The organism is Pseudomonas beijingensis (assembly GCF_030687295.1).
In the GTDB taxonomy this organism is placed as follows: Bacteria; Pseudomonadota; Gammaproteobacteria; order Pseudomonadales; family Pseudomonadaceae; genus Aquipseudomonas; species Aquipseudomonas beijingensis.
This window is the reverse complement of record NZ_CP117425.1, coordinates 2,028,065-2,044,279: the sequence shown is the minus strand read 5'-3', so window position 1 is coordinate 2,044,279 and position 16,215 is coordinate 2,028,065. Positions and strand designations below refer to the sequence as shown.

The 16,215-nt window shown below is 62.8% G+C and carries 13 protein-coding genes and 2 pseudogenes; 6 read left to right on the top strand and 9 right to left on the bottom strand.

Annotated elements, in window-relative coordinates; all coding sequences use genetic code 11:
- Positions 1-158 precede the first annotated feature (158 nt).
- From PSH84_RS09170 to PSH84_RS09150, 5 genes and pseudogenes are all read left to right on the top strand, one after another.
- Positions 159-1,652 (top strand): RNA polymerase factor sigma-54, encoded by a 1,494-nt coding sequence (locus tag PSH84_RS09170; RefSeq protein WP_122568875.1) that lies wholly within the window; start codon positions 159-161, stop codon positions 1,650-1,652.
- A 76-nt stretch (positions 1,653-1,728) separates the two neighbouring features.
- On the top strand, positions 1,729-2,037 hold the full coding sequence (gene hpf / locus PSH84_RS09165; protein WP_003178005.1) for a ribosome hibernation-promoting factor, HPF/YfiA family: 309 nt from the start codon (positions 1,729-1,731) through the stop codon (positions 2,035-2,037).
- Between the two features lie 12 nt (positions 2,038-2,049).
- Positions 2,050-2,514 (top strand): annotated as a pseudogene (gene ptsN / locus PSH84_RS09160) (PTS IIA-like nitrogen regulatory protein PtsN).
- Positions 2,515-2,516: 2 nt separating this feature from the next.
- Positions 2,517-3,374 carry an RNase adapter RapZ gene (gene rapZ / locus PSH84_RS09155; RefSeq protein ID WP_018613998.1) on the top strand — a complete coding sequence of 286 codons (858 nt, stop codon included), beginning with the start codon at positions 2,517-2,519 and terminating at the stop codon, positions 3,372-3,374.
- Between the two features lie 15 nt (positions 3,375-3,389).
- Positions 3,390-3,665, top strand: coding sequence for an HPr family phosphocarrier protein (locus PSH84_RS09150; protein ID WP_122568877.1), 276 nt, complete (start codon positions 3,390-3,392; stop codon positions 3,663-3,665).
- Positions 3,666-3,840: 175 nt separating this feature from the next.
- Here the strand turns inward: PSH84_RS09150 and PSH84_RS09145 are convergent, their stop codons facing one another.
- From PSH84_RS09145 to pmbA, 6 genes are all read right to left on the bottom strand, one after another.
- On the bottom strand, positions 3,841-4,731 hold the full coding sequence (locus PSH84_RS09145) for a ZIP family metal transporter (protein ID WP_305482676.1): 891 nt from the start codon (positions 4,729-4,731) through the stop codon (positions 3,841-3,843).
- Positions 4,732-4,750: 19 nt separating this feature from the next.
- Positions 4,751-5,374 (bottom strand): superoxide dismutase, encoded by a 624-nt coding sequence (locus PSH84_RS09140; RefSeq protein ID WP_122568879.1) that lies wholly within the window; start codon positions 5,372-5,374, stop codon positions 4,751-4,753.
- A 2-nt stretch (positions 5,375-5,376) separates the two neighbouring features.
- Positions 5,377-5,817: a DUF2753 family protein gene (locus PSH84_RS09135; RefSeq protein WP_305469747.1), complete on the bottom strand. Its 441-nt coding sequence runs from the start codon at positions 5,815-5,817 to the stop codon at positions 5,377-5,379.
- Positions 5,818-5,844: 27 nt separating this feature from the next.
- A complete protein-coding gene (locus PSH84_RS09130) occupies positions 5,845-7,221 on the bottom strand; it encodes a class II fumarate hydratase (protein ID WP_305482674.1) in 1,377 nt (458 codons plus the stop codon).
- Complete coding sequence (locus tag PSH84_RS09125) at positions 7,214-7,609, bottom strand: FagA protein (protein WP_305482673.1); 396 nt, start codon at positions 7,607-7,609, stop codon at positions 7,214-7,216. The genes PSH84_RS09130 and PSH84_RS09125 overlap by 8 nt, the downstream gene beginning before the upstream one ends.
- A 156-nt stretch (positions 7,610-7,765) precedes the next feature.
- Positions 7,766-9,112 (bottom strand): metalloprotease PmbA, encoded by a 1,347-nt coding sequence (gene pmbA, locus PSH84_RS09120; RefSeq protein WP_122568882.1) that lies wholly within the window; start codon positions 9,110-9,112, stop codon positions 7,766-7,768.
- Between the two features lie 107 nt (positions 9,113-9,219).
- On the opposite strand from pmbA, the gene yjgA reads away from it, so the two are divergent.
- Complete coding sequence (yjgA, locus tag PSH84_RS09115; RefSeq protein ID WP_003197830.1) at positions 9,220-9,744, top strand: ribosome biogenesis factor YjgA; 525 nt, start codon at positions 9,220-9,222, stop codon at positions 9,742-9,744.
- Positions 9,745-9,894: 150 nt separating this feature from the next.
- Here the strand turns inward: yjgA and tldD are convergent, their stop codons facing one another.
- From tldD to PSH84_RS09100, 3 genes and pseudogenes are all read right to left on the bottom strand, one after another.
- A complete protein-coding gene (gene tldD / locus PSH84_RS09110) occupies positions 9,895-11,337 on the bottom strand; it encodes a metalloprotease TldD (protein ID WP_072341241.1) in 1,443 nt (480 codons plus the stop codon).
- Between the two features lie 5 nt (positions 11,338-11,342).
- Positions 11,343-12,206, bottom strand: coding sequence for a carbon-nitrogen hydrolase family protein (locus PSH84_RS09105; protein ID WP_305482670.1), 864 nt, complete (start codon positions 12,204-12,206; stop codon positions 11,343-11,345).
- A gap of 162 nt (positions 12,207-12,368) precedes the next feature.
- A pseudogene (locus PSH84_RS09100) lies at positions 12,369-16,172 on the bottom strand (YhdP family protein).
- Between the last annotated feature and the right edge of the window lie 43 nt (positions 16,173-16,215).

Below are 16,215 nucleotides of genomic sequence, written 5' to 3'. Positions count from 1 at the left end.
GTGTCTGGCGAATTGCCCGGGCGTCGTTTAATTTTATTATGGCGACGCTCTAGGCAAACACTTCAGTTTCAGGCATATAATTTGCTTAAGTTTGGCGCTCCGGCGCCCTGTAGTGGATGGCGCATGTGCGCCGGCGAATAAGGTGTTAAGCCCCTGCCATGAAACCATCGCTAGTCTTGAGAATGGGCCAGCAGCTGACGATGACACCGCAGCTGCAACAGGCCATCCGCCTGCTCCAATTGTCGACCCTGGACCTGCAACAGGAAATCCAGGAGGCCCTGGAGTCCAATCCGATGCTCGAACGCCAGGAAGAAGGCGACGACTTCGATAACACAGACCCGCTGGCCGACAACGTCGAGCAGAAGCCCAACACCGAGATCCCGGAACCGTCCTACCAGGAAGCCGCCCCGACGGTGGACAACCTCGAGGATGGCGAATGGAACGAACGCATTCCCAACGAGCTGCCCGTGGACACGGCCTGGGAAGATGTCTACCAGACCAGCGCCAGCAACCTGCCCAGCAGCGATGACGACGAGTGGGACTTCACCACCCGCACCTCTGCCGGTGAGAGCCTGCAAAGCCACCTGTTGTGGCAACTGAACCTGGCGCCGATGTCCGACACCGATCGCCTGATCGCCGTGACGCTGATCGATTGCATCAACAACCAGGGCTACCTGGACGAGACCCTCGAAGAAATCCTCGAAGCCTTCGACCCCGAGCTCGACATCGAGCTGGACGAGATCGAAGCCGTTCTCCATCGCATCCAGCAATTCGAACCGGCCGGCATCGGCGCCCGCAACCTGGGCGAGTGCCTGTTGCTGCAATTGCGCCAGTTATCCGCCAAGACGCCATGGCTGGCCGAAGCCAAGCGACTGGTCACCGATTACATCGACCTGCTGGGCGGTCGCGACTACAGCCAATTGATGCGTCGCATGAAGCTCAAGGAAGATGAACTGCGCCAGGTCATCGAGCTGGTGCAGAGCCTCAACCCGCGCCCCGGCTCGCAGATCGAATCCACCGAGCCTGAGTACGTGGTCCCCGACGTGATCGTGCGCAAGCACAACGATCGCTGGCTGGTGGAGCTCAACCAGGAGTCGGTGCCCAAGCTGCGGGTCAATGCCCAGTACGCCGGTTTCGTCAAGCGCGCCGACACCAGCGCCGATAACACCTTCATGCGCAACCAGTTGCAGGAAGCCCGCTGGTTCATCAAGAGCCTGCAAAGCCGCAACGAAACCCTGATGAAAGTAGCCACCCAGATCGTCGAGCACCAGCGCGGCTTCCTGGAGTACGGCGATGAAGCGATGAAACCATTGGTCCTGCATGACATTGCCGAAGCGGTGGGCATGCACGAATCGACGATTTCCCGGGTGACCACCCAAAAATTCATGCATACCCCCCGGGGCATCTATGAATTGAAATACTTTTTCTCCAGCCATGTCAGCACCTCCGAAGGCGGCGAATGCTCGTCCACGGCCATCCGCGCGATCATCAAAAAACTGGTGGCCGCGGAAAATCAGAAAAAGCCGTTGAGTGACAGCAAGATCGCTGGTTTACTGGAGGCACAAGGCATTCAGGTGGCCCGCCGTACCGTCGCCAAGTACCGCGAATCCCTCGGGATCGCGCCTTCGAGCGAACGCAAGCGGCTGATGTAACAGGCCACGCCACAGCGTTCCAGTGGCAGGCATTTCTGCCTGCCGCTTTATGCACTGGCAACGAAGGAGAAGCTGTATGCAAGTCAACATCAGTGGACACCAACTGGAAGTGACCGAACCCCTGCGCACCTACATCGGCGAAAAACTCGACCGATTGGAGAGGCATTTCGACAAGATCACCAACGTGCAAGTCACGATGAACGTCGAGAAGCTGCTGCAGAAAATCGAAGCCACGCTGCATATCCCCGGCGGAGAAGTGGTTGCCAACGCAGAGCACACAGACATGTATGCCGCGATTGACCTGCTGACCGACAAGCTGGATCGCCAACTCAAAAAGCATAAGGAAAAGACCCAGAGCCTCCTCCAGGGCGCGACCGGTCGTTAACCCCCCCAATCCATGATCCGACTAGAAACCATCCTGACCCCCGGCCGTTCCCAAGTGAACGCGCCGGGCGGCAGTAAAAAAGAAAGCCCTCGAACAAATTGCCAACCTGATCCACCGCGAGGTGCCGGATCTGGGAATGCAAGACGTCTTCGAGGCCCTGGTTGCCCGTGAAAAACTCGGTTCCACCGGTTTTGGCAACGGCATCGCCATTCCTCACTGCCGTCTCAAGGGTTGTGCCGCGCCGATCAGCGCGTGTTGCACCTTGATACCCCCATAGATTTCGACGCCATCGACGGCGCTCCGGTCGACCTGCTGTTTGTATTGCTGGTTCCGGAAGCGGCGACCGATGCGCATCTTGAGCTGCTGCGCCAGATAGCCAGCATGCTGGACCGCAAGGAAGTGCGCGAAAAACTGCGCAGCGCGCCGAGTAACGAAGCTTTGTACCAGGTGGTCCTGGACGAGCAGAACGGTCATTAAACATGCGCATGATCATCGTCAGTGGCCGCTCCGGCTCCGGTAAAAGCACGGCCCTCAACGTGCTTGAGGACAGCGGCTACTATTGCATCGACAACCTGCCCGCCGGCCTGCTGCCGGAACTGGCCGAACGCGCCCTGATCCACACCGAGCTGGCGCAGCCGCTGGTGGCGGTGTCCATCGATGCGCGCAACCTGCCGAGCCACCTGTCGCGTTTTCCTGAACTGCTCGAAGAAGTGCGCAGCCGGCATATCCAGTGCGACGTGCTGTACCTGGATGCCGATGAGGAGACGCTGCTCAAGCGTTTTTCCGAAACCCGTCGGCGTCACCCCCTGAGCAACGCCAACCGCTCCCTGGCCGAAGCCATCGAGGATGAAAGCCAGCTGTTGGGGCCGATCGCCGACCTGGCGGACCTGAAGGTCAACACCACGCACCTGAACCTGTACCAGTTGCGTGACACGATCAAGCTGCGCCTGCTGAACCAACCGGAGCCGGGCACGGCGTTCCTGGTGGAATCGTTCGGCTTCAAGCGTGGCATGCCGGTAGACGCCGACCTGGTGTTCGATGTGCGTTGCCTGCCCAACCCGTATTGGAAACCGGAATTGCGTGAGCAGTCCGGGCTTGATCAACCGGTGATCGACTACCTGGCCGCACAGCCGGATGTCGAGGAAATGTACCAGGACATCTCCAGCTACCTGCTCAAATGGCTCCCCCGCTTTGCCGCGAGCAACCGCGCCTATGTCACGATCGCCATCGGCTGTACCGGCGGTCATCACCGCTCCGTCTACCTGACCGAACGCCTGGGTCAGCTCCTGCAACAATCCCTGAAGAATGTCCAGGTTCGCCACCGCGACCTCAGCTAAAGGATTCACATCGCGATGCCTGCTCAGGAAATTGAAATCATCAACAAGCTGGGTTTGCATGCCCGGGCGTCGGCAAAATTTGTAGGTGTGGCGGGGAGTTTTCCGGATACCACGATCAGGGTCGGGCGTACGCCAGAGTCCACGGTCGACGGTAAAAGCATCATGGCAATGATGATGCTCGCGGCCGGCAAGGGCACCAAGATTCACCTGAGCACTGAAGGGGAGAAAGCGCAGGAAGCGATGGAGGCCCTGGTTGACCTGATCAACAGATACTTCGACGAAGGCGAATAACGGCCCCAAGACTCGAGTCGAGCCAGTTGTGGCAAAGGGATTTTTTGTGGGAGCAAAGCTTGCTCGCGATGAACGATAACGCGGATAACCTGCACAATCGCGGCGCCTGCATCGCGGGCGAGCCTTGCTCCCACAGATAAATCTCACCACAGGTGTGGATTCGCGCCCTTCGCCGTCAGCCCAACGCCGTATCCAGCACCATCATCAGACAGAACCCCAACAACAACCCCAGGCTCGCCAGTTTCTCGTGACCATTGCGGCGGGATTCGGGAATGACCTCGTGGGTCACCACCAGCAACATCGCCCCGGCCGCCAACGCCAGGCCCAGGGGCAAGAGCATCTCGGCCAGGCTCACCAACCAGGCGCACAACAGCGCGAACACCGGCTCGACCAGCCCTGACGCCGCGCCAATCAGGAACGCCTTGACCCGCGACATGCCCGCCGCGGCCAGCACCAGCGCGATCACCAACCCTTCGGGGACATCCTGCAAAGCGATGCCCATCGCCAGGCTGTCGGCATCCGGCATGCCGCCACCCGCCGATACGCCCACCGCCATGCCTTCCGGAATGTTGTGGGCGATGATGGCAAACACGAACAACCAGATCCGCGGCGCAATAATCGGACGTCCTGGTGCCACCACCATCCTTTCGGGGCTGGCCGAGACCTTGCGGTCCACCAGATACAGCCCGAACGCCCCCGACATAATCCCGACACAGATAAGGCCGCTGGCGGCCCAAGGCGTGAGCCCCAACTGCTCGGCCGCGGCAATGCCCGGCACGATCAGCGAAAACGCCGTGGCGGCAAGCATCACCCCGGCACCGAAGCCCAGCAGCGAATCGCTCACGGCCTGGGGCATGCGCCGGATGACCAGCACCGGCACCGCCCCCAACGCGGTGCCCAAGGCACAAAGCCCGCCGCCCTGAAGGGCACGCAACAACCTGGGCTCCAGGTCCAGCCACGCCAGGCCCTGGGCCGCCAACAACGTCATCCCGGCCAACAGCAGCAACGACCCCAAGGCATAGCGGAACATCCGTCCGCTTCCAATCGCCAGTGTTTGAGTATCCATAGTCAGCCTTGGCGGGTGTTCATGAAGGACTCGAAGCCAGCGCCGCCTGATAGCGTCGGGCGACTTCAGGCCAATTGATCACGTTGTAGAACGCATTGATGTATTCCGGACGACGGTTCTGGTAGCGCAGGTAATAGGCGTGCTCCCAGACGTCCAGGCCAAGAATCGGCGTGTTGCCATTCATCAGCGGACTGTCCTGGTTGCCGCTGCTTTCCACCACCAGGGTCTTTTGCGGGGTCACACTCAACCAGGCCCAGCCGCTGCCGAAACGGGTCAGCGCCGCTTTGGTGAAAGCCTCCTTGAAACGCTCGATACCGCCCAGTTGCGCATCGATCGCCGCCGCCAGGGCGCCCTCGGGCAGGCCGCCGCCCTGGGGCGTCATCACCTCCCAGAACAACGAATGATTGGCATGGCCACCGCCCTGGTTGATCACCGCAGCCTTCAGGCTTGGCGGCAACTGCTCCACGCTGGACACCAGTTTTTCGACGGGCCACCCGGCGTATTCGGTGCCGTCCACCGCCGCGTTGAGGTTATTGATATAGGTCTGGTGGTGCTTGGTGTAGTGGATCTCCATGGTTTGCGCATCGATGTGCGGTTCCAGGGCATCGTAGGCGTAGGGCAATGCAGGCAAGGTAAAGGCCATGTTCAATGAACTCCATGATGAAGAGGAGCATTGCGCTGCCGGGACGTAGCGGCATTGCAATGCAGCAGGCGTTGGGTGCGGGGGTACTCACCGTGCTCGCTGATGAAATTCAGCAGTTCGACGTAGGTCTTGTGGCTCTGGCGCTGCGCGGCGGCGCGCAGGGCCGGTGTCAGGCGTTCGTCCTGCATCGTCTGCAACAACCGTTGGTGGATCGCACACAAGTATTCGGCGCTCTCCTCCGGCTGGTTCAAGCGCAAGTGCAGGTCCGCCAGGTTGTGATGGGAGACGACGCAAGCGGCGACCGCTTCGTCGGCATCCGCCCAGCGCTCGAATAACACCTGGGCCAGCGCCAGGGCTTGCAGGTAGGCTTCGCGGGCATCCACCAGCTCGCCCAGCATGAAACAGCGATTGGCTCGTTCGATCGTACGTTTCCAGTGTTCCATGATGAGTCCTCCACACAGGTGTCGGGGTTACACGCCGCCGGCGGTGAGCTTCTCCGGGTCCAGCAGGACTTCGAGCTCGCTGCGAGACAGGTCGGTGTGTTCCAGGGCGACATCGATGACCGGTCGGCCTTGCTGGTAAGCCTTCTTGGCGATTTCAGCGGCCTTCTGGTAACCGATGATCGGGTTCAGCGCGGTCACCAGGATCGGGTTGCGCGACAACGCTTCCTTGAGCCTGGCTTCGTTGACCTTGAACGTGGCGATGGCCTTGTCCGCAAGCAAGCGGCTGGCGGTGGACATCAGGGTGATGCTGCTGAGCAGGTTCTGGGCGATGATCGGGAGCATCACGTTCAATTCGAAGTTGCCCGATTGACCGGCGATGGTGATTACCGTGTCGTTGCCGATCACCTGGGTCGCTACCATCGCGGTGGCCTCGGGAATGACCGGATTGACCTTGCCGGGCATGATCGAGGAGCCCGGTTGCAAGCCCTCGAGTTCGATCTCTCCCAGGCCTGCCAGCGGACCGGAATTCATCCAGCGCAGGTCGTTGGCGATTTTCATCAGCGACACGGCCGTGGTCTTGAGCTGCCCGGAAACCGCCACGGCAGTGTCCTGGGAGCCAATCAGCGCGAACAGGTTCTTGCCCGGGGTGAATTGCACTTGGGTCAGTTGCGTCAGTTGCTGGCTGAACAGTTCGGCGAAACGTGGATGGGCATTGACCCCGGTGCCGACCGCCGTCCCCCCCTGGGCCAGGGATTGCAGGCTCGGCAACAGGTCCTGCAAGTGGCCGATATTGGCCTTGAGCTGTTGCGCCCAACCGTCGAGCACCTGGCTCAGGCGCACCGGCATGGCGTCCATCAGGTGGGTGCGGCCGGTTTTGATGAACGGGTGGACGTCTTCGGCCTTGCGCTCGATCACCTGCACCAGGTGCAACAACGCCGGCAGCAGTTGCTCATGCAAGGCCAGCGCGGCACTGACATGAATGCTGGTGGGGATGATGTCGTTGCTGCTCTGACCGCAGTTGACGTGGTCATTCGGGTTGACCGTCTCCCCCAGCAGGCCGCTGGCGAGGGTGGCGATCACTTCGTTGGCGTTCATGTTGGAGCTGGTGCCGGAGCCGGTCTGGAAGATATCCACCGGGAAATGGTCCATGAAACGGCCTTCGAGCAGTCCCATGGCGGCATCGACGATGGCCTTGCCCTGGGCCGCGCTGATTTGTTCCAGCTCTACGTTGGCCCGAGCGGCCGCGGCCTTGGCCAGGATCAGCGCGCGGATGAACGGCGCTGGCATGCGCTGGCCGCTGACCGGGAAGTTATCCACGGCACGCTGGGTCTGGGCGCCATAGAGGGCGTCCACTGGGACGTGCAGCTCGCCCATGCTGTCGCGTTCGATACGGGTATTACTCATCGGGAGATCCTTGCACCAGTTCAATAAGAGGAATCGATGGCGCCAGGGCGCAGGTCGCCAGCGCCCAGGCATGGCTCTGCCAGCGCTTGAGGCGGCAGCGGCACAATGATTGGCGTTCGAGGTCACGCAGGGGGCGCCAGGCCTGGTCGAGGCAGAGGCTGCGCCAATGCCAGGGCAGCGCGACGTCCGAAGCGGTGTCGAGCAGCAGGCGGAAGGCGGTTTCGGAGATCATCCACGGCGAGGTGGCCGTGCAACAAGCCAGGTAGCGGCCCTCGGCCAGGTAGCGCTCGATCAACCGCGGCTCGTCCGGATTCATCGCGCAACGGATCTGGCGGCTCATCCAGCGCCAGCTTTCAAGGTAGGGTTGTTCGTGCAGGGCAGAACTCATGACCGGGGCTCACTCGGCGAATGAGATTCATTATTAGATGATAATAAGAAGCAACACAACCATGGAACACCACAAAAGCGTCGTCGCCACAGGATTTCGGATACAAAAAAGGCGCGTCACCCAGCGGATGACGCGCCTTTTTTTACGCGATGAGTATCAGCTACCCGCCACCATCATCCGCTCGATCAGCACCGAGCCGGTGCGGATGTTACTGCGCAATTCCAGGTCGTTGCCCACGGCCACGATCTGCTTGAACATGTCGCGCATGTTACCGGCGATGGTCACTTCCTGGACCGGGAACTGGATCTCGCCGTTCTCGACCCAGAAACCCGCCGCACCACGGGAATAGTCGCCGGTGACCATGTTCAAGCCATGGCCCATCAGTTCGGTCACCAGCAGGCCCCGGCCCATGCGCCGCAGCAAGGCGGCCTGGTCTTCTTCGCCATGGGTCACGAACAGGTTATGCACGCCACCGGCATTGGCGGTGCTCGGCATGCCGAGTTTGCGGCCCGAATAGGTGCCGAGGATGTAGGACACCAGCTCGCCCTTTTCCACGAAGGGCTTGGCGTAGGTGGCCAGGCCATCGCCGTCGAACGCTGAGCTGCCCATGGCCTGCATCAGGTGCGGACGCTCGTCGATGGTCATCCATTCCGGGAACAGTTTCTGGCCCAGCGCGCCCTCGAGGAACGACGACTTGCGGTACAGGTTGCCGCCGGATACCGCAGACAGGAAGCTGCCGAACAGGCCACCGGCCAGCTCGGCAGAAAACAGTACCGGCACTTCGCAGGTCGGCACCGGCCGCGCGCCCAGGCGGCTGGCCGCCCGTTGCGCGGCTTTCTGGCCGATGCTCACCGGGTCCGCCAGCAAGGTGCCCTGGCGGCTCACGTCGTACCAGTAATCGCGCTGCATCTGGCCGTTGGCTTCGGCGATCATCACGCAGCTAAGGCTGTGGCGGGTCGATGCATAACCGCCGATGAAACCATGGCTGTTGCCGTAGACGCGGCAGCCCTGGTGGGTATTGAGCGTCGTACCGTCGGCATTCTTGATCCGCGAGTCGGCATCGAACGCCGCCGCTTCGCAACGCAGTGCCTGCTCGATGGCCTGCTCGGGGGTGATGTCCCAGGCGTGGAACAGGTCAAAGTCCCGCAACTCTTTGCACATCAGTGCGGCATCGGCCAGGCCCGAGGCTTCGTCTTCAGAGGTGTGCTGGGCAATCGCCAGTGCCGCAGCGACGGTTTCACGGATGGCGTCAGGGCCACTGGCCGACGTACTGGCCGAGCCCTTGCGCTGGCCCACGTACAAGGTGATGCCGAAGCCCTGGTCGCGATTGAATTCGACGGTTTCCACCTCGCGCTGGCGTACCGAGGTCGACAGGCCCTGTTCCAGGGACACCGCCACCTCACACGCACTGGCGCCCTGCCGCTTGGCCTCGGCGAGGATCTGCTCGACTTGTTCCTGCAGTGCCGGCAATGCTTGCGGGCCGACGCTCTGAACTGCACTCATGGTGTTCTCCACTCAAATTCTGTTTTCGGGATGGCCTTCGAGCGACCGGGCCGGACAAGCGGCCCCCGACTGGTTATCATGGCGGCGTTTCTTTGCGGACTGCCACCATGGTTGATTCTTACGACGACTCCCTCTACGAGGGTGAAAAAAGCAAATCCCAGGTCAAACGCGAGCTGCATGCTCTGGTTGACCTCGGCGAGCGCCTGACAACACTCAAGCCTGACTTGCTGGCCAAACTGCCTTTGACCGACGCCTTGCGCCGGGCCCTGGCCGATGCGCCCAAGCACACCGCGAATATCGCGCGTAAACGGCACCTGCAATTCATCGGCAAACTGATGCGCGATCAGGACACTGACGCCATCCTGGTGCTGCTCGATCAACTCGATGCCTCCACCCGGCAGTACAACGAACGCTTCCACAACCTGGAACGCTGGCGCGATCGCTTGATCGCAGGCGACGACGGCGTGCTGGAAAAATTCGTCATCGACTACCCGGAGGCTGATCGCCAGCAACTGCGCTCCTTGATCCGTCAAGCCCAGCACGAGTTGGCGCAAAACAAGCCACCGGCCTCGAGCCGTAAAATCTTCAAGTACATCCGTGAGCTGGACGAGACTCAACGCGGCTTGCGCTGATCGCTAACAGCTTTACCCTCCTGCAAGAGGTTTCCGTGGCGAGGGAGCTTGCTCCCGCTCGGTTGCGCAGCAACCGCATCGGGGCTACTGCGTAGCCCAGCGGGAGCAAGCTCCCTCGCCACGATGACTCATGCAAGCCCCAGAGCACTCTCATGCGCCCGTGCCACCCACGGTAATCGCATCGATCTTCAGGGTCGGTTGACCGACGCCTACCGGCACCGATTGCCCATCCTTGCCACACGTCCCCACGCCACTGTCCAGCGCCAGGTCGTTACCGACCATCGACACCTTGCTCATCGCCTCCGGCCCGTTGCCGATCAGGGTCGCGCCCTTGACCGGTGCGGTAATCTTGCCGTCTTCGATCAGGTAGGCCTCGCTGGTGGAGAACACGAACTTGCCGCTGGTGATGTCCACCTGGCCACCGCCGAGGTTGGCGCAATAGATGCCCTTTTTCACCGAGGCGATGATTTCCGCCGGATCGCTTTGGCCGCCGAGCATGTAGGTGTTGGTCATGCGCGGCATCGGCAGGTGCGCGTAGGACTCACGACGGCCGTTGCCGGTGCGGGCCACGCCCATCAGCCGGGCATTGAGCTTGTCCTGCATGTAGCCCTTGAGCACGCCGTTCTCGATCAGCGTGGTGCATTCGGTCGGTGTGCCTTCATCGTCGACGCTCAGGGAGCCGCGACGCCCGGCCAGGGTGCCGTCATCGACAATGGTGCAGAGTTTCGAAGCAACCATTTCCCCCATGCGTCCACTGTAGGCCGAACTGCCCTTGCGGTTGAAATCGCCTTCCAGGCCGTGGCCCACCGCTTCGTGCAATAGCACGCCGGACCAGCCGGAGCCCAGCACCACTGGCAACGTGCCGGCCGGGGCCGGGATCGCCTCAAGGTTGACCAGCGCCTGGCGCAACGCTTCGCGGGCGTAGCCCATGGCGCGGTCTTCGCTGAGGAAATAACGGTAGTCTGTGCGCCCGCCACCGCCATGGCCGCCACGCTCACGCCGACCGTTCTGCTCGACGATCACGCTGACATTGAACCGCACCAGCGGTCGAACGTCCGCCGCCAGGCCGCCGTCGGTGGAGGCCACCAGGATGCGCTCCCAGACCCCGGCCATGCTCACCGTCACTTGCTGGATGCGCGGGTCCAAGGCACGGGTGGCGACGTCGATGCGCTTGAGCAACTCGACTTTTTCGGCGCGGCTCATGACTTCCAGCGGATTGTCCGGCGCATACAGCTGCGCCACGTCCTGGCTGCTGAACGCCTGGACCGTGCCATTCTGCCCGGCGCGGGAAATCGAGCGGGCGGCACGGGCCGCAGCGCCGAGGGCTTCGAGGGTGATGGCGTTGCTGTAGGCAAAACCGGTCTTTTCCCCGGACTGGGCGCGCACGCCCACGCCCTGGTCGAGGTTGAAACTACCTTCCTTGACGATGCCGTCTTCCAGCGACCAGGACTCGGAGATCTGGCCCTGGAAATACAGGTCGGCCGCATCGATGCCCGGGCCGGCCAAGTCGCCCAGCACGCCTTGCAGGCTTTCGAGGGTCACGCCGCCGGGGGCTAAAAGGTGTTCACTGACTGAGGACAACAACCCGCTCATATGTTTTACGCCTTGAATTCGTCGTCTTGGACAGGCCGCTGTCGAGCGCCCTGCGAGAAAAAGCGCCGATGGCTGGCCACCGGCATGCGCGCCCGGATGGACGCTTGTTCGCTGCTGTCGCGCTCGGCCACCAGCACGGCCTCGCCTTGATCCTGTTGTGCCAGCACGCGACCCCACGGGTCGACAATCGCCGCATGGCCAAAGGTTTCCCGAGGCCCCGGATGCACGCCGCCCTGGGCGGCCGCCAGCACGTAGCACTGGGTCTCGATGGCCCGGGCGCGGATCAGCACATCCCAATGGGCCGCGCCGGTCACCGCGGTAAACGCCGACGGCGCCGTGATCAGTTCGGCCCCGGCCGCCCGCAGCTCGCTGTAGAGCTCCGGGAACCGCAAGTCATAACAAACCGTCAGGCCCACCCGGCCGACGGGAGTATCGGCAACCACCACGTTGGAACCATAAGCATAGTCATCCGACTCGCGATAGCGCCCGCGATTGTCCGCCACATCCACATCGAACAGGTGCAGCTTGTCGTAGCGCGCCACGATCTGACCCTGGTCGTCCACCAGCAACGAACAGGCATGGGACCTGGCCTCGGGCTGGTCCACCGGCGGCAACGGCAACGTGCCGGCCACAATCCATAACTTGAGGTCACGGGCGACCTGTTTCAACCACGGCAGGATCGGTCCCTGACCAAAGGCTTCGGCACGGCCGATATCGGCAACGTCCCGCCGCCCCATCGCCGCGAAATTCTCCGGCAGCACCGCCAGCCTCGCACCGCCGGCAGCAGCCTGCTCCAGCAGCACCCGGGCACGGGCCAGGTTGGCGAGCACATCGCTTTGGCTGACCATTTGAATCACGGCGACTGGCATGGTTTCTCCCTCATTTTCATCCTCGCCCAAGGTGGCTGTGGGAGCAAAGCTTGCTCGCGATGAGGCAAGTACATCCAACATATAGGCTGGTTGATACACCGCAATCGCGAGCAAGCTTTGCTCCCACAGGCCCGCTCCCACAAGGGGGTTGGCGTCGAACTGTCAAAACGGCTTGTCGAAGGTGATCTTCGGCTCTTTCCACGGCCCCTTGACGTCGTATCTTACGCTGGCAAAACGCGCCACGCGGTCGCCGATCAGTTTGTCGATCAGAAACAGCGCCCCACCCACCGCCGGTGCGCCAACGATCAGCGCGGCAATCGGCAGGTTGTTGGTCACCGGCAGCGTCACCAGCAGCTTGGCGTCGACCCGATCGGCCACCATGTCCAGCGTGCCGTTGAGTTCCAGGTTGCTCGACGGCCCGGTCAGGGTAATGGGTTCGCGGGTCACATACACCCCGTCGCTCGCCACCAACAGCCCTTTGACCCGGTCGTAGCTCAGGCCCTTGCTGAACAGGTCGGAGAAGTCCAGGCGCAAGCGTCGGCCGATGGAGTTGAAGTTCAGCAGGCCAAATACCCGCAACGCCTGGGCACTGCCTTCGACTTCAACGAACTGGCCCTTGCTCAGCGACGCGTCGAGGCTGCCGGAAAAGCGCTTAGTGGCGACCCACGCCGGCGAACCGGGCCAACGCCCATCGACATCCAGGCGGAATGTCTGGCTGGTCACGCTTGGCGCAAAGCCCCAGCCCTTGAGCACATCGCCCAGGTTCTTGCCGCCGATCCGGCCCTTGTACCAACTACTGGTGGCACCGGGCGCGCCTTCCCAGCCGCCGCTGCCGTTCAACACCATGCCCTTGAGGCCCATGTCCAGGTTGTTCAGCGCGATGCCCTTGGCGGTCGGTCGCACTTTCAACGACCACGCGCCGATGAGATCGGGGCCCTGGAACAATTGGTCGATGGCGATATCCATGGCCGGGATCTTGCCGGGATCGACCGACGCCAGCGGGTCCGGTGCGTTTTCATCCGCCTGGACGCTCGGGTCCGCGGCCGGCAGGCGAACATAGTCGAGCTTGATACCAATCGGGGCGGCCTTGGCGTCCGGCAGGTTGACATTGCCCTTGGCCTGCTGGCTGTCGAGCCTCAAGGCCCAGGCGTCCGGCTTGCGATCCAGTTGCACCGACGCCTGGTCCAGGGTGGTGCCCATGGCCGTAAGTTTGCCAACGTTCAGATCGACGCTGCTGAGCAGTTGCTTGGCACTGCCGCCCGGATCCTGGCCCGCGTATTTGTTCACCAGGTCCTGCCAAGGACTGACATCCAGTTCCGCCAACGTGCCGCGCAGTCGCAGCCCCTTGCCGCCAGGCAGCACCGCATCGCCGGCCCCCAGCAGCAATTCGCCGCGACCGTCAGCGACTTTCCCGCTCGGCGCGGCGTAAGTGAAGCTGGCCAGGTCGCCATAATCGACCCAATAACGCCGTTCCGCCCCTTGCAGGGTCATGCGAAACACCGTGTCGCGCCCGACGTCGGCGGCCATTCCGAAGGGAGCCGGCAGGTCGATGGCCACGCCCTTGAGGCTGGAACTGACCGACAACTGGCTGTCGGCGCCGTCGAGGATCACTTGCAACTGGTAGGGCACGACGCCCGATACCGGCAACGGTTGGGTGACATTCAGCCAACGGGTGAGCTTGTTGATTTCCACCTGCCCGGAGGCGGCGACCCGCGTGTTGAGGGCTCCGGCACGGCCCTCGGCGAAAATCTGCGCGGTTACGGGCCGGTCGAATGCCCGGGCACTGATGCCTTTGCCGCTCAAGCCCTTGTTGCTGTCAAAGCGGAAATCGCCCTTGAGCTGGGTCAGTTCCAGCGCCGGCTCGCTGAGTTTGAGACGAGCCTGGTCGGTGGCGAAGTCCACCAGGATCTTCGGTTGCTCGCCTTTGACCAGCGGGATATCCAGCTTCACGCTGCCTTTGAGGTCGCCCTCGCCTTCCCAGCCGGCGAACGTCTCGGCGGTCCCGATCGGCGCGGTCTGGAGAATTTTCAGACCGTCGCCCAGCCCACCGGCGAACCCGCCGTCCAGCAGCAGATGAGAGCTCTGGCCGGTCGGGACATGGGGAATGTTCACCGAAACATCCTTGACCTGGGTCTCGAGCAATTGCCCTTGGCTGGCATAGATGCGCACGCCGCTGTCTTCGACGAAGACATCGCCGCTGACCTTGCTGACCGAAGGCCAACCCGGCTGGAACGCCAATTCGGCGTCATGCACCTTGAAAAACAGGCTGATGCTGCGGTCCGCGTCCCCGGCGCCTTTATTCAGTGAGCCTTGGTACTGGAAAAAGCCCTCGTCCACCGCGCCCTTGACGATGGCCGTGCGCAGCCACTCATCCAGCGCTGGGCTGAGGACCGCCGGCAGGTACTTGGCGGTGTAGCGTCCATCACCGTCCACCAGGCCGACCCGCAGGTCCATGTAGTCTTCCTGGCTGTGGTCGAAGTGCAGGCGGATCAGGAAGTCGCCGGCAATCCGGCCCTCCTCGCCCAGCACCTTCAGGTACGGCGCGATCAGGGTGAAACCTTGCTTGTCGAGCTTCCAGGTCAGCCGGGCGTTGGCCTGCAGGTACTGCCAGGGCTTGGCGAAGATCGGGTCCAGGTGCAGGGAAAAGTCCTTGCTGTCCATGCGCAGCTCGCCGCCGCCCAGGTCGCCGCTCAGGCTCCCGGAGACATTGCGCGCCGCCGGGGCGCCGCGATAGGCATCAAAGCCCACGGTGTCCAGGTTGGTGGCGAAGCTGACTTTCTGGTCACCGGTGTTTTGCGGCCGGTAGTCCAGCAGCACGTTGCGCAGGGCTCCGGTCACCTTGAGCCGGTCAATCGTCGTGGCGAGGCCTTCGGGCAATGGCGCCAGGGCATTGAGCAAAGGCGTGAGCGGGGTCAGGTCGAGGCGGTCGGCCTGCAGGTGCCAGCGTTCCTCGGCCTGCTCGGTGGCGGCCGTTTGTTGCAGTTGCAGGTGCGATTCCCAGCGGGTCTCGCCCAGGTTCATCGCCAGGGAGTCGAAGGTCGCGGTGAAGCCTTGGCTACCACGCTGGAAATAAGCGTTGAGGGCCAGGTTGTGGATCTGTACCGGCTTGCGTTCGCCATAGGCGCCCTGGAGCTGCGGCGCGTTCAGGCGCATGGTCGCGCTTTGCAGCGTGCCCTCGGCCCAACTGAGCCAGAACTCACCGCCGGCCTTGATCTGGGAGAAATTCCATTGCTGGGTCAGGCGTTTCGGCAGCCATTTGGACCAGTCGCTTTGCGGCAGGCTCAAGTAGGCATCGGCCTGGCCGTTCTTCCAGTCGCTGGCGCGCAGGCGGGTGCGCAGGTTGATCGCCACCGGCTGCCCGTCAGGCAGGGTCAGGCGTGCGTCCAGGCGCTGGCGGGTGGCGCCGGTGCGCAGGCTCAAGCCGACGTAGGTGAGGGTCAGTGGCGGTTGTTCGATGGGCTGCAAGGTCACCTGGCTATTCGAGCACCGAGAGCTTGGAGACCATTTGCATGCGTTCGAGCAACTGCTGCGGATCGAGGGGCTGCTCGTCCTTCACCGGCAGGCCTTCCAAAGCCCACTTGCCGTCGGCGCCTTCCTTGAGGCTGATCTTCAGGCCACTGACTTCCAGGTGGGCGATACGCACCTGACGCGCCAGCAGGCTGTCCCACAGGTCAGGCACGGCCCGCACCTGATCCAGGTGCAAGGCATTGGGGCCCTCGCCGACCACCACGTCGCGCGCCGCCAGGATCGGCGCCAAGCCGCTCCAGCTGCCGTCGAGGCTGCCGATGTGCACGGGCATGCCCAGGGCGGCACCGGCGCGGGTCTCGACCTCGGCGCGGTATTCGGCCACCAGCGGGACCAACTCTCGACCGAGGCTGACGTACAACGCCAGCAACACCAACAGCAGGGCGAAAGCCCCAGCCCCCAACGGGTCAGCGTCGCGATCATGCGTGTCAGACGCTCCATGTCAGTGGGCTCCCCTGGCTAAGACAATCAAATCCGCGGGCCC

What these genes read in the sequence shown, in the direction of transcription:
- PSH84_RS09170 (WP_122568875.1), top strand. Translation starts at nt 159, where the DNA reads ATGAAACCATCGCTAGTCTTGAGAATGGGCCAGCAGCTGACGATGACA.
- hpf (WP_003178005.1), top strand. Translation starts at nt 1,729, where the DNA reads ATGCAAGTCAACATCAGTGGACACCAACTGGAAGTGACCGAACCCCTG.
- rapZ (WP_018613998.1), top strand. Translation starts at nt 2,517, where the DNA reads ATGCGCATGATCATCGTCAGTGGCCGCTCCGGCTCCGGTAAAAGCACG.
- PSH84_RS09150 (WP_122568877.1), top strand. Translation starts at nt 3,390, where the DNA reads ATGCCTGCTCAGGAAATTGAAATCATCAACAAGCTGGGTTTGCATGCC.
- PSH84_RS09145 (WP_305482676.1), bottom strand. Translation starts at nt 4,731, where the DNA reads ATGGATACTCAAACACTGGCGATTGGAAGCGGACGGATGTTCCGCTAT.
- PSH84_RS09140 (WP_122568879.1), bottom strand. Translation starts at nt 5,374, where the DNA reads ATGGCCTTTACCTTGCCTGCATTGCCCTACGCCTACGATGCCCTGGAA.
- PSH84_RS09135 (WP_305469747.1), bottom strand. Translation starts at nt 5,817, where the DNA reads ATGGAACACTGGAAACGTACGATCGAACGAGCCAATCGCTGTTTCATG.
- PSH84_RS09130 (WP_305482674.1), bottom strand. Translation starts at nt 7,221, where the DNA reads ATGAGTAATACCCGTATCGAACGCGACAGCATGGGCGAGCTGCACGTC.
- PSH84_RS09125 (WP_305482673.1), bottom strand. Translation starts at nt 7,609, where the DNA reads ATGAGTTCTGCCCTGCACGAACAACCCTACCTTGAAAGCTGGCGCTGG.
- pmbA (WP_122568882.1), bottom strand. Translation starts at nt 9,112, where the DNA reads ATGAGTGCAGTTCAGAGCGTCGGCCCGCAAGCATTGCCGGCACTGCAG.
- yjgA (WP_003197830.1), top strand. Translation starts at nt 9,220, where the DNA reads ATGGTTGATTCTTACGACGACTCCCTCTACGAGGGTGAAAAAAGCAAA.
- tldD (WP_072341241.1), bottom strand. Translation starts at nt 11,337, where the DNA reads ATGAGCGGGTTGTTGTCCTCAGTCAGTGAACACCTTTTAGCCCCCGGC.
- PSH84_RS09105 (WP_305482670.1), bottom strand. Translation starts at nt 12,206, where the DNA reads ATGCCAGTCGCCGTGATTCAAATGGTCAGCCAAAGCGATGTGCTCGCC.